Source organism: Nocardia sp. NPDC059236, assembly GCF_042754085.1.
Lineage (GTDB): Bacteria > Actinomycetota > Actinomycetes > Mycobacteriales > Mycobacteriaceae > Nocardia.
On record NZ_JBHZAF010000013.1, the window covers coordinates 252,804 to 269,858 of the forward strand.

The 17,055-nt window shown below is 66.1% G+C and carries 15 protein-coding genes and 2 tRNA genes; 15 read left to right on the plus strand and 2 right to left on the minus strand.

Annotation, left to right across the window (positions count from 1 at the left end):
- The first annotated feature begins 258 nt into the window (after nt 1-258).
- The 9 genes from dnaA (at nt 259) to ACFXIV_RS31020 (ending at nt 13,030) form a co-directional block, all read left to right on the plus strand.
- The gene (gene dnaA / locus ACFXIV_RS30980) at nt 259-2,223 is read left to right on the plus strand and encodes a chromosomal replication initiator protein DnaA (protein WP_379400796.1); all 1,965 of its coding nucleotides are present in this window, start codon (nt 259-261) and stop codon (nt 2,221-2,223) included.
- 802 nt (nt 2,224-3,025) lie between these two features.
- A complete protein-coding gene (dnaN, locus tag ACFXIV_RS30985; protein WP_379400797.1) occupies nt 3,026-4,195 on the plus strand; it encodes a DNA polymerase III subunit beta in 1,170 nt (389 codons plus the stop codon).
- Nucleotides 4,196-4,358: 163 nt separating this feature from the next.
- Complete coding sequence (recF, locus tag ACFXIV_RS30990; RefSeq protein WP_379400798.1) at nt 4,359-5,543, plus strand: DNA replication/repair protein RecF; 1,185 nt, start codon at nt 4,359-4,361, stop codon at nt 5,541-5,543.
- A 112-nt stretch (nt 5,544-5,655) separates the two neighbouring features.
- On the plus strand, nt 5,656-6,264 hold the full coding sequence (locus ACFXIV_RS30995) for a DUF721 family protein (protein ID WP_379400799.1): 609 nt from the start codon (nt 5,656-5,658) through the stop codon (nt 6,262-6,264).
- Between the two features lie 431 nt (nt 6,265-6,695).
- Nucleotides 6,696-8,729: a DNA topoisomerase (ATP-hydrolyzing) subunit B gene (gene gyrB, locus ACFXIV_RS31000; RefSeq protein WP_354848986.1), complete on the plus strand. Its 2,034-nt coding sequence runs from the start codon at nt 6,696-6,698 to the stop codon at nt 8,727-8,729.
- Nucleotides 8,730-8,807: 78 nt separating this feature from the next.
- Nucleotides 8,808-11,321: a DNA gyrase subunit A gene (gyrA, locus tag ACFXIV_RS31005; RefSeq protein ID WP_379400800.1), complete on the plus strand. Its 2,514-nt coding sequence runs from the start codon at nt 8,808-8,810 to the stop codon at nt 11,319-11,321.
- 45 nt (nt 11,322-11,366) lie between these two features.
- Nucleotides 11,367-12,341, plus strand: a complete 975-nt coding sequence (locus ACFXIV_RS31010) for a DUF3566 domain-containing protein (RefSeq protein WP_379400801.1) — start codon at nt 11,367-11,369, stop codon at nt 12,339-12,341.
- Between the two features lie 137 nt (nt 12,342-12,478).
- A tRNA-Ile gene (locus ACFXIV_RS31015) sits at nt 12,479-12,552 on the plus strand.
- A gap of 370 nt (nt 12,553-12,922) precedes the next feature.
- Nucleotides 12,923-13,030, plus strand: a tRNA-OTHER gene (locus ACFXIV_RS31020).
- A gap of 182 nt (nt 13,031-13,212) precedes the next feature.
- On the opposite strand, the gene ACFXIV_RS31025 is transcribed toward ACFXIV_RS31020, so the two are convergent.
- Entirely contained in the window at nt 13,213-13,593 is a 381-nt protein-coding gene (locus ACFXIV_RS31025) for a nuclear transport factor 2 family protein (protein ID WP_379400802.1), read from the minus strand.
- Nucleotides 13,590-14,210, minus strand: a complete 621-nt coding sequence (locus tag ACFXIV_RS31030) for a hypothetical protein (RefSeq protein WP_379400803.1) — start codon at nt 14,208-14,210, stop codon at nt 13,590-13,592. Before ACFXIV_RS31030 ends, ACFXIV_RS31025 begins: the two co-directional genes overlap by 4 nt.
- Before the next feature lie 524 nt (nt 14,211-14,734).
- Between ACFXIV_RS31030 and ACFXIV_RS31035 the strand changes: the two genes are divergently transcribed.
- The 6 genes from ACFXIV_RS31035 to ACFXIV_RS31060 all read left to right on the plus strand — a co-directional run bounded on the left by ACFXIV_RS31035 (nt 14,735) and on the right by ACFXIV_RS31060 (nt 17,052).
- Entirely contained in the window at nt 14,735-15,064 is a 330-nt protein-coding gene (locus ACFXIV_RS31035) for a hypothetical protein (RefSeq protein ID WP_379400804.1), read from the plus strand.
- Nucleotides 15,061-15,360, plus strand: a complete 300-nt coding sequence (locus ACFXIV_RS31040) for a hypothetical protein (protein WP_379400805.1) — start codon at nt 15,061-15,063, stop codon at nt 15,358-15,360. The genes ACFXIV_RS31035 and ACFXIV_RS31040 overlap by 4 nt, the downstream gene beginning before the upstream one ends.
- 66 nt (nt 15,361-15,426) lie before the next feature.
- Nucleotides 15,427-15,738, plus strand: coding sequence for a hypothetical protein (locus ACFXIV_RS31045; protein ID WP_379400806.1), 312 nt, complete (start codon nt 15,427-15,429; stop codon nt 15,736-15,738).
- Between the two features lie 11 nt (nt 15,739-15,749).
- On the plus strand, nt 15,750-16,019 hold the full coding sequence (locus ACFXIV_RS31050; protein WP_379400807.1) for a hypothetical protein: 270 nt from the start codon (nt 15,750-15,752) through the stop codon (nt 16,017-16,019).
- Nucleotides 16,016-16,192 (plus strand): hypothetical protein, encoded by a 177-nt coding sequence (locus tag ACFXIV_RS31055; RefSeq protein ID WP_379400809.1) that lies wholly within the window; start codon nt 16,016-16,018, stop codon nt 16,190-16,192. The genes ACFXIV_RS31050 and ACFXIV_RS31055 overlap by 4 nt, the downstream gene beginning before the upstream one ends.
- A gap of 203 nt (nt 16,193-16,395) precedes the next feature.
- Nucleotides 16,396-17,052, plus strand: coding sequence for a hypothetical protein (locus ACFXIV_RS31060; RefSeq protein ID WP_379400811.1), 657 nt, complete (start codon nt 16,396-16,398; stop codon nt 17,050-17,052).
- Nucleotides 17,053-17,055 lie beyond the last annotated feature (3 nt).

A 17,055-nucleotide genomic window follows, 5' to 3' on the forward strand; every position in this document is an offset into this window, starting at 1 on the left:
CCAGTCCTTCGCTGCGACTGCGGTTGACTTTGCCAGCTGATTGCTGTGAACCCGCAGGTACGCGCCTGATTCGGGGAATCAGACACGCGGTTGCGTGTATCCCCAGGTTGTCCACATCTGTGGATAATTGTGTGGAAAGACCCCTGGAGTGGCATATTCGTAGGGCCGACGGTGACTCGCCGACGCCCGGTGACTGGGGGAGCCGAGCAGCGCAGACCGTCTGCTCCTATCGACCTACATCCGGGGAGGACTACGTTCGTGGACGACGAGCAGAATGTGCTGACGGCTGTCTGGCCCGAGGTGATCGCCGAGTTGGCGAGTGGTTCCGCGGACGGGGAGATCCAGCCGGTCAGCAAGGCCCACAAGGCGTGGCTCAACACTATCGAACCGATCACCTTCGCGCAGGGCTTCGCCCTGCTCTCGGTGCCGGGCACGATGGCGCAGGTGACGGTCGAGCGGGACCTGCGGGAGCTCATCCTGCGATCCCTGGCCCGCCGCGGTCTGCAGGTCGAGGGCCTGGGCGTGCGCATTCGCGCGCAGCAGCATCCGCCCGCCGGTCGCTCGGGGAATGCCCCGCGGCACGCGCGCATGACCTCCCGGCCCGAGCGCCCGCGCGAACCCGAACCCGTGCCTCCCGCGTATCCGGCCGAGCCGCCGCTGGGCGAGCGTCCACAGCCCATGTATCCGAGTCCGCAGGAGTACGCGGCGCCGCGCTACCTCCCTCCCCAGGACTACCCGGCCGAGTACGACGAGCGCGATGCTTATCCACCTGTGGAATTCGGGCAGCCGCCGATGGCCGAAGAGTTGCCGATGTCGGCGCCGGACCGTCCGATGCCGGTCGGGGAGCCGCCCGCGCCGCCCCGGCGCCGTGACAACCATCGCAGCGCGCCCATGCCGCCCGGGCAGGAGTCGCTGTTCTCGCCGGACCCCGACGACGAACCCGTCCGTCCCGCCTCGCAGCGGTATTCCGACGAACCCCAGCGGTATGCCGATGAACCCGCCCCGCAGCGGTACTCGGACGAGCCCGCACCCCAGCGTTATTCGGACGAACCCGCGCCGCGTTATTCGGACGAACCGGCCGCGCGCCGGCCGGTGGACGAGGCGCACGACGACGAGCCGGTGGTCAATGTCCGTAATTCGTGGCCGACCTATTTCAACCGGACGCCCGAACGCGAGCCCGCGCCCGCGCAGTCCTCGGCCAGCCTGAACGCGAAGTACACCTTCGACACCTTCGTCATCGGCGCCTCGAACCGCTTCGCGCACGCCGCGGCGGTGGCCATCGCGGAGGCGCCGGCGCGCGCCTACAATCCGCTGTTCGTCTGGGGCGCTTCGGGTTTGGGCAAGACGCACCTGCTGCACGCGGCCGGCCACTACGCCCAGCGGCTGTTCCCGGGCATGCGGGTGAAGTACGTGTCCACCGAGGAATTCACCAACGACTTCATCAACTCGCTGCGTGACGACCGGAAGGTGGCGTTCAAGCGCCGCTACCGGGAGACCGACATCCTGCTGGTCGACGACATCCAGTTCATCGAGGGCAAGGAAGGTATCCAGGAGGAGTTCTTCCACACCTTCAACACCCTGCACAACGCCAACAAGCAGATCGTGGTGTCCTCCGACCGGCCGCCCAAGCAGCTGGCGACGCTGGAGGAGCGGCTGCGCACCCGGTTCGAGTGGGGGCTCATCACCGATGTGCAGCCGCCGGAGCTGGAGACCCGCATCGCGATCCTGCGCAAGAAGGCCCGCATGGACCGCCTGGATGTGCCGCACGATGTGCTCGAACTGATCGCCAGCCGGGTGGAGCGCAATATTCGCGAGCTGGAGGGCGCGCTGATCCGCGTCACCGCGTTCGCGTCGCTGAACGGGCAGCCGCTGGATCTGTCGCTGGCCGAGGTGGTGCTGCGGGATCTGATGCCCGACACCGCGACGCTGGAGATCACGGCGGCCACGATCATGGCCGTGACCGCGGAGTACTTCAACACCACGCTGGAGGAGCTGACCGGTCCCGGCAAGGCGCGGCCGCTGGCGCAGGCCCGGCAGATCGCCATGTATCTGTGCCGCGAGCTCACCGATCTGTCCCTGCCCAAGATCGGCCAGGCCTTCGGCCGCGACCACACCACGGTCATGTACGCGGAGAAGAAGGTGCGCAAGGAGATGACCGAGCGGCGGCGCGTGTACGACCAGGTTCAAGAACTCACAGCCCGAATCAAACAGCGTTCGCGCTGATCCACAGTCCACAGGACCCCACGTCGTCTGACGTGGGGTTCTTTGTTTTCCGGGGTTGTGGATTCCTCGAGGAGTCCTCGAGGAAGGTGTGTGGATTCCTCGAGGAATCCCACTGTTGTCCACCGAGTTGCCCCCAGGCCGTCATGCACAGGGGTGCACAACTTTTCGTGCACAGTTCCCACAGGTGGATTCATCCTCGAGGGCTGACCTGCCCGGATGCGCTCAGCGGCTTGTGGATTCCTCGAGGAGTCCATGTCAGGTCCTCGAGGAATCCTCGAGTTGTCCCCGGTTTCGCTCAGATGTGCGCAGCATGGCCCGAAACGTGGGACCAACTCGAGGATGGCTCGAGGAGAAATGTGGAGTAGCAGGTCAACTCCACAGCCACGCGTTGTTCATCCTCGAGCCACCCCGACGACATCCACACGCCGCCGGACGCTCCGACCTGGGTGAATGGCCGAAGTCCACAGAACTAACAGGACCTACTACTACTTCAGTTCTTCTTCTAGAAAAGGTTCTTCTAAAACAGGGTGTGTGGAATCTCGGGTTGGGAGAACACGGTTCGATGAGCAGCCCCTCCCCACCCGATCGGGCAGCCAGGAGAAGGACGGGCAAGGGATCGGTGCCGAAGGGGTTCAGTGGCAATGCCCGTGAGAGCCCACCAGAGTTCCGGTGGTGAGCCGGAGGGTCGGCGTAGGCACGTCGGTCTCGCGCAGGTACGGTTTGGTGTCGGCCCCGTGTGCGAGACTGCCGATTACTGATCCGAAGATCCGAACGACCGACAGTGGAGAGGACAGACCGGGCGATGGAGCTTGCAAGCATGAAGTTTCGGGTCGCCCGCGAGGACTTCGCCGAATCCGTAGCCTGGGTGGCCCGCAGCCTGCCGTCGCGGCCTCCGGTGCCTGTGCTCGGTGGCGTGCTTCTCGTGGCTGACGAGGACGGCCTGACGGTCTCCGGTTTCGATTACGAGGTCTCCGCGCAGATGCGGGTGGCCGCGGAGGTCGCCGGTCCGGGTCAGGTGCTGGTGTCGGGCCGCCTGCTGGCCGATATCACCAAGGCGCTCTCCAACAAGCCGGTGGACGTGTCGCTGGACGGCACCCGCGTGCTGATCGCCTGTGGCAGCGCCAAGTTCTCCCTGCCGACCATGCCGGTCGAGGACTATCCCCAGCTTCCCGAGCTGCCGCCGCAGACCGGTGAGCTCGCCGTGGACCTGTTCTCCGAGGCGGTCTCCCAGGTGGCCGTGGCCGCCGGCCGCGACGACACCCTCCCCATGCTCACCGGTATCCGCGTCGAGATCGAGGGCCCCAAGGTGGTCCTGGCCGCGACCGACCGCTTCCGTCTCGCCGTGCGCGAGCTGGAATGGCAGCCGGGCCGTGCCGATGTGGAGACCGCGGTGCTGATCCCGGCCCGCACCCTGTCCGAGTCCGCGAAGACCCTCGGTGCGTCCGATCAGCCGGTGCAGCTGGCGTTCGGTAACGGCACCGACGGCCTGCTGGGCATCGTGAACGGCGGCCGCCGCACCACCACGCGCCTGCTCGACGCGGAATTCCCCAAGTTCCGTCAGTTGCTCCCCAAGGAGCACACCTCCATCGCCACCCTCGCGGTGAACGCGCTGACCGAGGCCATCAAGCGTGTGGCCCTGGTGGCCGAGCGCGGCGCCCAGGTGCGGCTGGAGTTCTCCGAGGAGGGCCTGCTGCTCTCCGCCGGTGGCGACGACGCCGGCCGCGCCGAGGAGTGGCTGGAGGCCGAGTTCCGCGGTGAGCCGCTGACCATCGCCTTCAACCCCGGCTACCTGCTCGACGGCCTCTCCGCCGCGCATTCGGACCGGGTGACCTTCGGTTTCACCACTCCCAGCCGCCCGGCCGTGTTCCTGCCGGCGCCGGAGGAGGAGCCCGCCCAGCTGGAGTCGGGCGCGTTCTCGGCCCTCAGCGGCAACTACATCTACCTGCTGATGCCGGTGCGGTTGCCGGGCTGAGCCCGTTCGGCAACCCATCGACTCGGCGCGGACGACATACCTGTGCACAGTGTTGACAAACCTGTGAAAAACTCGGCGCGCGCGGCGAATCCGCCGCGCGCGTTCGAGTATCCCCAGTCAGGGCCGGTACTGGACCCGATCGCGGGCATGGTGGACTAGCCGGATGCACGTGCGTGCGCTGTCACTGCGCGACTTCCGGTCCTGGGAGGCCGCCGAACTCGAACTTTCGCCCGGTGGAACGGTTTTCCTGGGCGCCAATGGGAACGGCAAGACCAACCTGATCGAGGCCGTCGGCTATCTGTCCACACTCGGCTCACATCGGGTGGCGGCCGACGCTCCGCTCATCCGGATCGGCGCGCAGAAGGCCCGGATCGGTGCGACGGTGGTCAATACCGGCCGCGAGCTGCGGGTGGATATGGAGCTGAATCAGGGCACGGCCAATCGCGCCCAGATCAATCGCTCACCGGTGCGGCGGCCGCGGGAGATCCTGGGGATTCTGCAGACCGTGCTGTTCGCGCCGGAGGACCTGTCGCTGGTGCGCGGGGATCCGGGGGAGCGGCGGCGCTTCCTGGACGAACTGGCCACCGCGCGACTGCCGCGGCTGGCCGGGGTGCGCGCGGATTACGACAAGGTGCTGCGGCAGCGGTCGGCGCTGTTGAAAACGGCTGGGCGCAACGCCCGTTCGGGTGCGCGCGGCGCGGAGATGAGCACCCTCGATGTGTGGGACGGCCATCTGGCGGCGCACGGGGCGGTGCTGCTGGCGCAGCGGCTGCGGCTGGTGCACGACCTTTATCCACATCTTGCACAGGCTTATTCAGATATCGCGCCCGAATCCCGGCCTGCCGCAATCGGTTACCGCAGTGTGAGCCTGCCGCCGGAATTCCTGGATCCCGCGCGGGCGCCACAGGCCGAGGACGAGGAGGCGCTGGAGGCGATCCTGCTGCGGGAGCTGGCCGCGGCGCGTCCCAAGGAGCTGGAGCGCGGGGTGTGCCTGGTCGGCCCGCACCGTGACGATCTGGATCTGATGCTGGGTTCCGCGCCCGCGAAGGGTTTCGCGAGTCACGGCGAGTCCTGGTCCTTCGCCCTGGCATTGCGGCTCGGAGCCTTCCAGCTGCTGCGTTCCGCCGGAACCGATCCGGTGCTGATCCTCGACGACGTGTTCGCCGAACTGGATCGCCGGCGCCGCACCGCCCTGGCCGCGGTCGCCGCCGGCGCCGAACAGGTGCTGATCACCGCCGCGGTGCCCGAGGACGTACCGCCCGAGCTGGATGCCGTGCCGGTGCGGGTGGAGACCACGGGCGAGGCCGATCACCGGGCGTCCCGGATAGCCGAGTCGGCGTCCATGTGACCTTGCGGCGGAATCGCGCGTCGTGCCGGTGAGTCGGTCGGTGCGATACGGCAGAATCACGTGACGAACCGCCGATGATCATCGGGATTCCCAGGTGTGGAAGGAGTTGTGGATGGCCGAGCCGACCGAAGGCAACGACCACACCCCGCCCGCGGCGAATCCTGGTGCCCCGCGTCAATCCAGCGATGGGACCGGCCCGGAACCGGAGTTGCGCGGCGTCGACCTGGCCCGGCGTGCCCTCGAAGAAGCACGTGCGGCGGCGCGCGCGGCCGGTAAGTCGGTGGGTCAGGGCCGGGCCTCGCCGCGCAAGGGTGGCGTTCGTGCCCTGCGGCGGCGCAGCGGCTGGTCGGGTGCGCATCCGGACGAGCGCGATCCGCAGACCCTCTCCGCGCTGGCCATGCAGCTGGCCAAGGGCCGCGGCTGGTCGGCCAAGGTCGCCGAGGGCACGGTTTTCGGCCGCTGGGCCAGCGTGGTCGGGGAGGACATCGCGTCCCACGCCCAGCCCATCTCGCTGGAGAACGGCGTGCTGAGCATTCAGGCCGAGTCCACGGCCTGGGCGACCCAGTTGCGCATGTTCCAATCCCAGATCCTCGCCAAGATCGCGGCCGCGGTCGGCAACGGCGTCGTCAAACAGCTCCGGATCAACGGCCCGACCGCACCGAGTTGGCGCAAGGGCGAGCGGCACATCAAGGGCCGGGGCCCGCGCGACACCTACGGGTAGGCCGCGAATTCCTGCTCCGCGGCGTTTGTTTCACGTGGAACGAGAAGAGATCTCACGCGGAGCGTCCGGAGATCACGGAGATCACGGAGAACCCTCGCGCAAACCGCTCCGGGCCCGCGCTCACATCGCCCGCTGAGGCTTCCGGAACCCCCCGCACCCATAACGGGTCATATCGCTGGTCGATTTCATGACCCTACGGCCCACTCAGGGGTGTCATAGGTGGGTTCTCTGTCGGTCGTACCAGTAGGATGGGGGAGTAACTAGCGGCGATACCTCCCGGCGCGTTCCGCAGCGCCCGCGCGTGAGCCCCCGTAATTCTCGAGCAGACAGCGTCTGGGTACTCGAGCAGACAGCGTCTGAGGGCTCCACGCGTGCCATGCACTGTGCCGGGAGGATCAGCAAGTAAGGAGAGCTACCCACCAGTGGCTGCCATGGACTCCAACGCAGAAGGCTCGACCAAACAGGGCAATCAGTCGTACAGCGCGACCTCGATCACGGTGCTCGAGGGTCTGGAGGCGGTACGCAAGCGCCCCGGTATGTACATCGGCTCCACCGGTGAGCGCGGCCTGCACCATCTGATCTGGGAGGTCGTCGACAACTCGGTCGATGAGGCGATGGCCGGGTATGCCACGCGTGTCGATGTCACTCTGCTGGCCGACGGCGGTGTCGAGGTCGTCGACGACGGTCGTGGTATCCCCACCGATATGCATGCGCAGGGTGTGCCGACCATCGAGGTGGTCATGACCCAGCTGCACGCCGGCGGCAAGTTCGACGGTGAGTCCTACGCGGTGTCGGGCGGTCTGCACGGTGTCGGCATCTCCGTGGTGAACGCGCTGTCCACCCGCCTCGAGGCCGAGGTGAACTACGGCGGGTACCACTGGACCCAGGAGTACAAGGACGCCAAGCCCGGCAAGCTGATCCAGGGCGAGTCGACCAAGAAGACCGGCACCACCATCCGGTTCTTCCCGGACCCGGACATCTTCGAGACCACCACCTTCAGCTTCGAGACGGTCGCCCGCCGCCTGCAGGAGATGGCGTTCCTGAACAAGGGCCTCACCATCACGCTGACCGATCAGCGGATCCACGAGGGCGACATCACCGACGAGGTGGTGAGCGAAACCGCCGAGGCGCCCAAGCATCTCGACGAGAACGCGCCCGCCGCCGAGCCGAAGACGAAGACCCGCACCTATCACTACCCGGGCGGTCTCGAGGACTACGTCCGCCACATCAACCGGACCAAGACGCCGATCCACAACTCGATCGTCGGCTTCACCGGCAAGGGCACCGGCCACGAGGTCGAGGTCGCGATGCAGTGGAACTCGGGCTACTCCGAGTCCGTCCACACCTTCGCCAACACCATCAACACCCACGAGGGCGGCACCCACGAGGAGGGCTTCCGCGCGGCGCTCACCACGGTGGTGAACAAGTACGCGAAGGACAAGAAGCTCCTCAAGGAGAAGGAAGGCAACCTCACCGGTGACGACATCCGTGAGGGTCTCGCCGCCATCGTGAGCGTGAAGATCGCCGACCCGCAGTTCGAGGGCCAGACCAAGACCAAGCTCGGCAATACCGAGGTGAAGTCCTTCGTCCAGCGCACCTGCAACGAGCACATCTCGCACTGGTTCGAGGCGAACCCGGCCGATGCGAAGACGATTGTGCAGAAGGCGGTTTCGTCGGCGCAGGCGCGGGTCGCGGCCCGAAAGGCGCGTGAGCTGGTGCGCCGCAAGTCGGCCACCGATATCGGCGGTCTGCCGGGCAAGCTGGCCGACTGCCGCTCGAAGGATCCGAGCAAGTCCGAGATCTACATCGTGGAGGGTGACTCCGCCGGTGGTTCGGCCAAGTCCGGCCGCGATTCGATGTACCAGGCGATCCTGCCGCTGCGCGGCAAGATCATCAATGTGGAGAAGGCGCGCATCGACCGCGTGCTGAAGAACACCGAAGTGCAGTCCATCATCACGGCCTTCGGCACCGGCATCCACGACGAGTTCGACATCGCCAAGCTGCGCTATCACAAGATCGTGCTGATGGCCGACGCCGACGTCGACGGCCAGCACATCTCGACGCTGCTGCTGACCCTGCTGTTCCGCTTCATGCGCCCGCTGGTCGAGCACGGTCACGTGTATCTGGCCATGCCGCCGCTGTACAAACTGAAGTGGCAGCGGTCCGAGCCGGAGTTCGCTTACTCGGACAAGGAGCGCGACGGTCTGCTGGAGCGCGGCCTGGCGGCCGGTAAGAAGATCAACAAGGACGACGGCATCCAGCGCTACAAGGGTCTCGGTGAGATGAACCCGAAGGAGCTGTGGGAGACCACCATGGATCCGACCGTGCGCGTCCTGCGTCTGGTCACGCTCGATGACGCGGCCGCGGCCGATGAGCTGTTCTCGATCCTCATGGGTGAGGACGTGGAGGCTCGCCGCAGCTTCATCACTCGGAACGCCAAGGACGTCCGGTTCCTCGACGTGTAATTCGCGACAGCGGAGGCCTTTTCGGCCTCCGCGTGCGCGCCGCGAGGACCACCCCTACTTCTGACGGAGACCTGATCCATGACTGAGACTTCGCTTCCGCCCTCGGGTGGCGACCGCATCGAGCCGGTCGACATCCAGCAGGAGATGCAGAACTCCTACATCGACTACGCCATGAGCGTGATCGTGGGCCGCGCGCTGCCGGAGGTGCGCGACGGCCTGAAGCCGGTGCACCGCCGCATCCTCTACGCGATGTACGACAACGGGTATCGGCCCGACCGCGGCTACGTGAAGTCCGCGCGCCCGGTCGCCGACACCATGGGTAACTACCACCCGCACGGCGACAGCGCGATCTACGACACCCTGGTGCGCATGGCGCAGCCGTGGGCGCTGCGCTACCCGCTGGTCGACGGCCAGGGCAACTTCGGTTCCCGCGGCAACGACGGCGCGGCCGCCATGCGTTACACCGAGTGCCGCCTGACGCCGCTGGCCATGGAGATGCTGCGCGAGATCGACCACGAGACGGTCGATTTCATCCCGAACTACGACGGTAAGACGCAGGAGCCGACCGTTCTGCCGAGCCGGGTGCCCGCTCTGCTCATGAACGGCTCCAACGGCATCGCCGTCGGCATGGCGACGAACATCCCGCCGCACAACCTGAACGAACTGGCCGAGGCCATCTACTGGGCGCTGGACAACCACGACGCCGACGAGGAGACCACCCTCGCCGCGTGCATCGAGCGCGTGAAGGGCCCGGACTTCCCGACCGCCGGCCTGATCGTGGGCACCCAGGGCATCATCGACGCCTACACCACCGGGCGCGGTTCGGTCCGCATGCGCGGTGTGGTGGAGATCGAGGAGGACAACCGGGGTCGCACCACGATCGTCATCACCGAGCTGCCGTACCAGGTCAATACCGACAACTTCATCAACGCCATCGCCGAGCAGGTGAAGGACGGCAAGATCGCGGGTGTCTCCGACATCCACGACGAGTCGTCCGACCGTGTCGGTCTGCGCATCGTCATCACGGTGAAGCGCGACGCCATCGCCAAGGTGGTGCTGAACAACCTTTACAAGCACACCCAGTTGCAGACCTCCTTCGGCTGCAACATGCTCTCGATCGTCGACAAGGTGCCGCGCACGCTGCGCCTGGATCAGATGATCCGGCTGTATGTGAACCACCAGTTGGAAGTGATCATCCGGCGCACCAGGTACCTGCTGCGCAAGGCCGAGGAACGCGCTCACATCCTGCGCGGTCTGGTGAAGGCGCTCGACCAGCTGGACGCCGTGATCGCGTTGATCCGCCGCTCGGCCGACACCGAGACCGCGCGCACCGGCCTGATGCAGTTGCTGGAGATCGACGAGATCCAGGCGACCGCCATCCTCGACATGCAGCTGCGCCGCCTGTCGGCCCTGGAGCGTCAGAAGATCCTCGACGAGTTGGCCAAGATCGAGGCCGAGATCGCGGACCTCAACGACATCCTGGCCAAGCCGGAGCGGCAGCGCGCCATCGTCCGTGACGAATTGGCGGAGATCGTCGACAAGTACGGCGACGACCGCCGCACCAAGATCATCGCGGCCGACGGCGATGTGCAGGACGAGGATCTGATCGCCCGCGAGGACGTGGTCGTGACGATCACCGAGACCGGCTACGCCAAGCGCACCAAGACCGACCTCTACCGTTCGCAGAAGCGCGGCGGCAAGGGCGTGCAGGGCGCGGGTCTCAAGCAGGACGACATCGTCAAGCACTTCTTCGTCACCTCTACCCACGACTGGCTGCTGTTCTTCACCAACAAGGGCCGGGTGTACCGGGCCAAGGCGTACGAGCTGCCCGAGGCCAACCGCACCGCGCGCGGCCAGCACGTGGCGAACCTGCTCGCCTTCCAGCCGGACGAGAAGATCGCCCAGGTCATTCAGCTCAAGTCCTACGAGGACGCGCCCTATCTGGTGCTGGCCACCCGCAAGGGTCTGGTCAAGAAGTCCAAGCTGACGGACTTCGATTCCAACCGGACCGGCGGCATCGTGGCGGTGAATCTGCGCGACGAGGACGAATTGGTCGGTGCGGCACTGTGTTCGGCGGACGACGATCTGCTGCTGGTGTCGGCGCACGGCCAGTCCATCCGCTTCAATGCCAATGACGAGGTGCTGCGCCCGATGGGCCGGGCCACCTCCGGCGTGCAGGGCATGCGCTTCAATACCGACGATGAACTGTTGTCGCTCAACGTCGTTCGCGACGCGGAGGGCATCTATCTGCTTGTCGCGACGGCGGGCGGGTACTCCAAGCGCACGGCCATCGACGAGTACACGGCGCAGGGTCGCGGCGGCAAGGGTGTGCTGACGATCCAGTACGACGCGAAGCGTGGCAATCTGGTCGGTGCGCTCATCGTCAATGATGATGATGAGCTGTATGCGATCACCTCCGGTGGCGGTGTCATTCGCACCGCGGCGAACCAGGTTCGCAAGGCCGGTCGCCAAACGAAGGGCGTGCGGTTGATGAACCTGGGCGAGGGCGATACTTTGCTCGCGATCGCTCGGAACGCGGATGAGCCCGACCAGGTTGCCGAAGATGACACCAGCGGTTCGGCGAAGCAGTAGTTTCACCACAGCAGCGGCGGCACAAACGGATCGAAGGATTCACCATTGACCACGAATCAGCCGAATGACCAGCGCGGTCATGCCAATGGCGTGACCGAGAGAATCGCCCCGTCCCCGATTCCGCCGCGGCCTATTCCGCGGACCGGCGGGAACGACGGCGGTGCGCCGCAATCACCTGAATTGTCGGACCACTCCGGCGATTTCGGGCCGGAAGGTAACAATTCGGCAGAGGCCGCGGCACCGGAGGCCGCGGACGCCCAGGGCGGTTCGCCCTTCCAGGAAGGCTGGTCGCAGCTGCCGCAGCGGGAGCCGCAGTCCAACCTCTACCGCCCGGGCCAGGCCCCGATGCCGGGCAGCACCGCCAGCCTCAAGGGCGGCGGTCTGCAAGGTGGCGGTCTGCAGGGCGGCGGCCTCAACGCCGGCGTCTCCAACGCCCGCACCACCGCCGACCTGGCGGCCAAGGCGGCGCGCAAGGAGGCGGCCATGGTGAAGTCCGTCGGCATCGACGGACCGACCCGCAGCATCGCCCGCCCGGAACTGGTCAAGGATCTGCCGGATCTGTCCGAGCTGCGGCACCCGCTGCCGCCGCCGGAGCCGATCGCGCCGGCCGGTCCGGTCTCGCCGTCCGCCCCCGCGGCGGTGGCGCAGGCAGCGGCCACCGGTGAGCCGCTGCGTGCCACCGTGCAGCTGCGCCACATCGACCCGTGGTCCACGCTGAAGGTCTCGCTGGTGATCAGCGTGGCCATGTTCTTCGTGTGGATGCTGGCGGTCGGCCTGCTGTACCTGGTGCTCGAGGGCATGGGTGTGTGGGAGCGCCTGAACTCCACCTTCACCGACATGGTCTCGGACAACTCCAGCTCGGCGCTCATCGATGCGGGCACGGTCTTCGGCTACGCCGGTGTGATCGGTCTCATCAATGTGGTGCTGCTGACGGCGCTGTCCACGGTCGGCGTCTTCGTCTACAACCAGTGCACCGATCTGGTCGGCGGCATCCAGGTCACCCTGGCCGATCCCGACTAGAAACCGCTGTTTCGATCCGCCGCTACGGCCGGTCCGTCCTGCCCTATGCAGGGCGCTGACCGGCCGTTTTGGTTATCGGCGCTCCGGTACGGTAATCTTCTGCCTCGTTCGAGTCACACACTTCGAACACCCATTGAGGGCCTATAGCTCAGGCGGTTAGAGCGCTTCGCTGATAACGAAGAGGTCGGAGGTTCAAGTCCTCCTAGGCCCACTCGAAAGATCGAAAACGCCTTCCGGGAATCCCGGGAGGCTTTTTTCATTTCACGATTCGGCCACTGCGGCATCGGGATACGACACGCACGGAATACGAAAAAGCCGCAGGTTGCGAGGCAACCTGCGGCTTTCTTCTGTGGAGCCTAGGGGAATCGAACCCCTAACCGCTGGTCAGACTGCCTCGGCGCGACGACTGGTTTATGCCCGTCACCTGCGGTGACTCGGGACTGATCGGGATACAGCCGGGTTGGACCGGGACAGCGTACGACGTTTTCGTGGACGCCGTCCACGAAAGTGTGGGCGCTGTGCCATGCCCACCACCAGACGAAGGCCAGCGCCGAAGCACAGGCCGCTAGAATGTCAAGGCAGGCGGGCTAACTCAGCCTGGGAGGCATCGGGGAAGGTGCACCGGTACCCGATGACCGAGAGTGCCCCAGCAGGGGAAGTCACCGGTTCGAATCCGGTGCCCGCCGCCAGTACCCGCCCCCTATAGGGCGCGCCGCGCGGGATCCTGAGGTTGATCGACCCCTAATACGGCGCAAGCCTCGGGCCCTGTCATCCGACAGGAACTCCCGAGGCTTACTTCCGGATCTCACCGCGATGGATCCAGCTACGCCAATCAACGTACGCAGGCGGGCGCGGCGCGTCCACTATCGCATCAACTGATCGTTTCCGAGGCCCAGTACTCCCGCAGGCTCCGGATCCGCTCGCCGTCGAACTCGAGCAGGGCGACCTCGCGCATGCGCTTACGGATACCGCGGACGAGGTCATCGAAACGGGCTTCCCACTCGACGATCGCGGTCTCGCCGTCGACATACAGGCTCAGCAACTCACACTCGATGGCCGCTTGCGACTCGACCACTTTCGACTGCCAGTAGTCCCGGATGCCCTCATGGTTCGCGATTGGCTCGCCGAGCACGCGCTCGTGATAGGTGGCGTCCTCGGTGAAGATCGACAGGATCAGGTCGGGGTCCTGCTTGGTCCACGCCCGGATGTAGATATCCACGACGTCTCGGACGTGCTGCTTGGTCAGGGTCATCGTGCCTCCGTGATGTCCTCGAGCGTCATCGGACCGGCCGTGTGGCTGCGGTCCTCGAGCAGAGCGTAGATCAATGCCGGCGCTTTCAAGGTGACGGCGGCGAGATCGATTCCGTCCAGCGAATCCGGCGCGATGCGCACCCATTTCCACTGCTCGGCAACAACTTCCATGTCATGCGGGAACCCGGTGTAGTAGCCGCTGAGCATCATCTCGCCCGGCATTACCGACAGGTGAAGGGAGCCGAAATAGTAGCTATCGCTCAGGTTTCGCCACTGGCCGATCAGGTGCCGTCCACACAGCTCGGCCTCGACCCGGTTGCGGAATCCCGCCGCCTGGTCCTCGCTGCGTGGCTGCGGCGGCCAGTTCGCGGCCGTGATCCGCCGGCCACCGCGCGGGGTGATCACCGCGATATCGGCGTGGTGGCGCACCCTGTCGAATCGGTAGGTTGTCACCCAACAGCCTGTGAGCACATTCGGCGGCAGCGACGGCCCGGTCAGCACGTCGTCAGCATCCTGCGAAATCGGATTGGCCGCCAACGCATCCCAGAATCGGCGCATCTGCGCCTCGTCGAGACCGTCGAGCAGCTCGGCCAGGCGCGTCTGGTTGACCAGCCGCAACCTCGCGTGTGCTCCGGCGCGCCGCCACCGGTAGAGCATGCTCGCGGTGACACCGACCTTGTCGGCGAAGGTCTCAGCGTTGTCGCCCAGTGCGCTTTGCAGGGCGTACGACTCGACGCCCGTCCATCTCCCCACTTCCCTCATGCTGGGAAAATACGCCGAGATCCCGTGGGGGGTGTGTACTTTCGTGAACTTTTCGAGCCTTTGATACTCCACTGTGGCGCAATGGTGAATCCACGGCCGCGCGTCGGACCATCGATATAGCACCCGATGCCAGACGCGACTCCCTCAACGCTCTGGCGTCGGGTGCACTCCATCCGTTCCAGGGAGCTGGAGGCACCCGACATGGGAATCATCCTTCTTTTCACCCTCGCTGCGCTAGTGCTCGTCGGAGCCGCCACGCTCGTGGTACCGAGCGACGAGCACATACGACGCCAGAACAGGCTGACCGTCAGCGACATTCAGGCCCGGCTCGCCGCCGAGCCACCTCGCACGTACGTCCCGATCAGCCGGGGGTGGTGACCATGGGTCTGCTGCCGTCCGCCTTGGGTTTCCTGCGCAGCGACGTGTCAGCCACGAAGCAACAGCAGGACGAGCGAGCCATCGAGCGCGCGGCCCGCCTGAGCGGTTACGACCTGCGCAAGATCGTCGTGTTCAGTGAGCGCACGCTGGATCCGGTCCATCGCCTGCGTGTGGCGGTCGACAGGATGAACGCAGATGCCGTAATCGTCCCGAGCGTGGAGCATTTCGACGCGCGCCGTGTGCCAGCCGAGCTGCTCGAGGTCGCGGCGGTGCTCATCGTCTCGCCCCGTGATGCCTACGCGCGCACCGCCGCCGGGCGGAGCAGTCGGTGAACACGCCGAGCCCCATGGAGAGCCCGGGGCCCGACCGAGAGGCCTTCGTGACAGGCGTCGAACTGGTGCGGCGGCGGGCAGACGAGATCGCGGCCTCGGCCGGGCCGGGCTGGACGGTCGAAGTCGAGCCGCAATGGCCCTACGGCTGGGTCCTGCGCGATCCGAGCGGCTGGCGCAAGGCCAGCGGGAGCCTCGACCAGATCGAGGAATGGCTCACGGAGAGCCGCCGAGTAGGCAGCGCCACCTGGACAGAGGAACAACAGATACACGCCGAGCAACAACGCTGGCCGCGATGACCTGCCGCCCGGGACGTGCCGGGCGAGCTGGAAAAAGAGAATAACAACCAGATGAGGTGAATTGCCTTGCGACAGATAATGATCCGCGCCGCCCTGCTCGCTTCCGCCGCCACCGCCGCCCTATGGCTGACCACCGGGACCGCCACCGCCATGACCGCCGATGCGTGCGAGGCATTCGGCGGCAAGGTGTTCCCCACGACGGTGCTCAAACTCCCTGACAGTGCGAACGCCACAGCGGGCGAGGCGTACTGCGTGTGCAGGCATCAGGGTGACACCGCCGTAGACGGGATGCCCGTGTGGGGTGACTGGATTTGGGTCGGCAGCGTGACCAGCGGCGCTCCCGTCGGGTTCTATCACTGCGCCAGCCCCACGGGGTAGCATCGCCCGGCATGACCAGCGAAGACCATGCCTCTGCTGCCTCGGTCGGTCGGCATCTTGGTCCGCCGCCAGGCGAGTTCACGCCCCTGATCCAAATCGGCCAGCCGTTACCGTGGCCGGACACTCCGTTCGTCGGATGCGTGGTGCGGATCAAGGGCCGCGAGGACATGATCGCCGCCGGAACCACCGCTGCCGAAGCGGTGGCGAACGCAATCCGAACTCTCACCGATGTACTCGAATTCCGACCCGACTGGCTGAAAAACCCGGAGGAGGGGTTGTGACCGAGACCCACAAACTGGACCTGAACAGGGCCCGCGAACTGTGCGGCAGGATCCAGGCCATCGCCGAAGAACTCGGCGCGATTGCCGGACCGCCAGAACACCCAGCGATCGTCGCGTTGGCGCAGGCAGCGAACGAGATCACCGCGAGCGCGCGACTACATGTCGGCGCGTGAGTGACCTCGACACGACGCGCAACTGACCACACCGCCCCAGCCAGGAAACGGCTGGGGCGGTGTCGTTTCGAGTCCACCGCCGGGCTATGACAATTCGTGCACGCTCGCGGCGCGACCGTGCCAGATTGCGGCCAGTCGATAACGCTGGGTAAAGGGCAGGCGATCCGCGACTATAGAGATTCTCAAGTTGAAGGGGGCATCTGTTGCCTGCTCTGGACGATCCGACAGCAAAACCGAAGCGCGCGAAGCGCATCTCCCTCCTAATACTGGGCGGCGTCCTCGGCGCCTTTGTCCTGCTGGTCATCTTGGGCCTGGTCTCGCAGGTATTAGGGCTAAGCAAGAAGGATTCGGCGACGACCGGCGCGACGACGACCATTGCCGCGCCAGCGGCGCCGGCCGCCACGCCCGCGCCGACGACGACCCCGGTCATCAGCTCGGCGACGGCACCGGCAATCAGCTCGACGGCGGCGGCTGCCGTCGACTGCTATCCGCCGCGGGCAATCGACGACCCGGACCTCGCCGCATTCACCGCAGGCTTGCAGTTGCCTATCGGCGTAACCGTTACGCATGGACTGTTGAGCACACAGAGCGACCACCCCGGCAAGGTCGGCGTCCACATCTACCTGTGCGCTCCGACAGCTCGGACTGCTGATGCTCTGCGGCCGATCGCGACCGACATTGCCAAGGCGCTGAAACAAGTGCCCTTAGGTGAGCGGACCTTCACCGTTTACGTCGCATCCAAGGACTCGGGATTCAATGACCTGGCGAAGATCAAAGATCCTGATTTCCACCTGCACTTGTGGAACGGCCGACCCTCGGCGAAGGCCGAGCTGGCAACCTGGCAGGTTGTCGTAGGCTGAAAC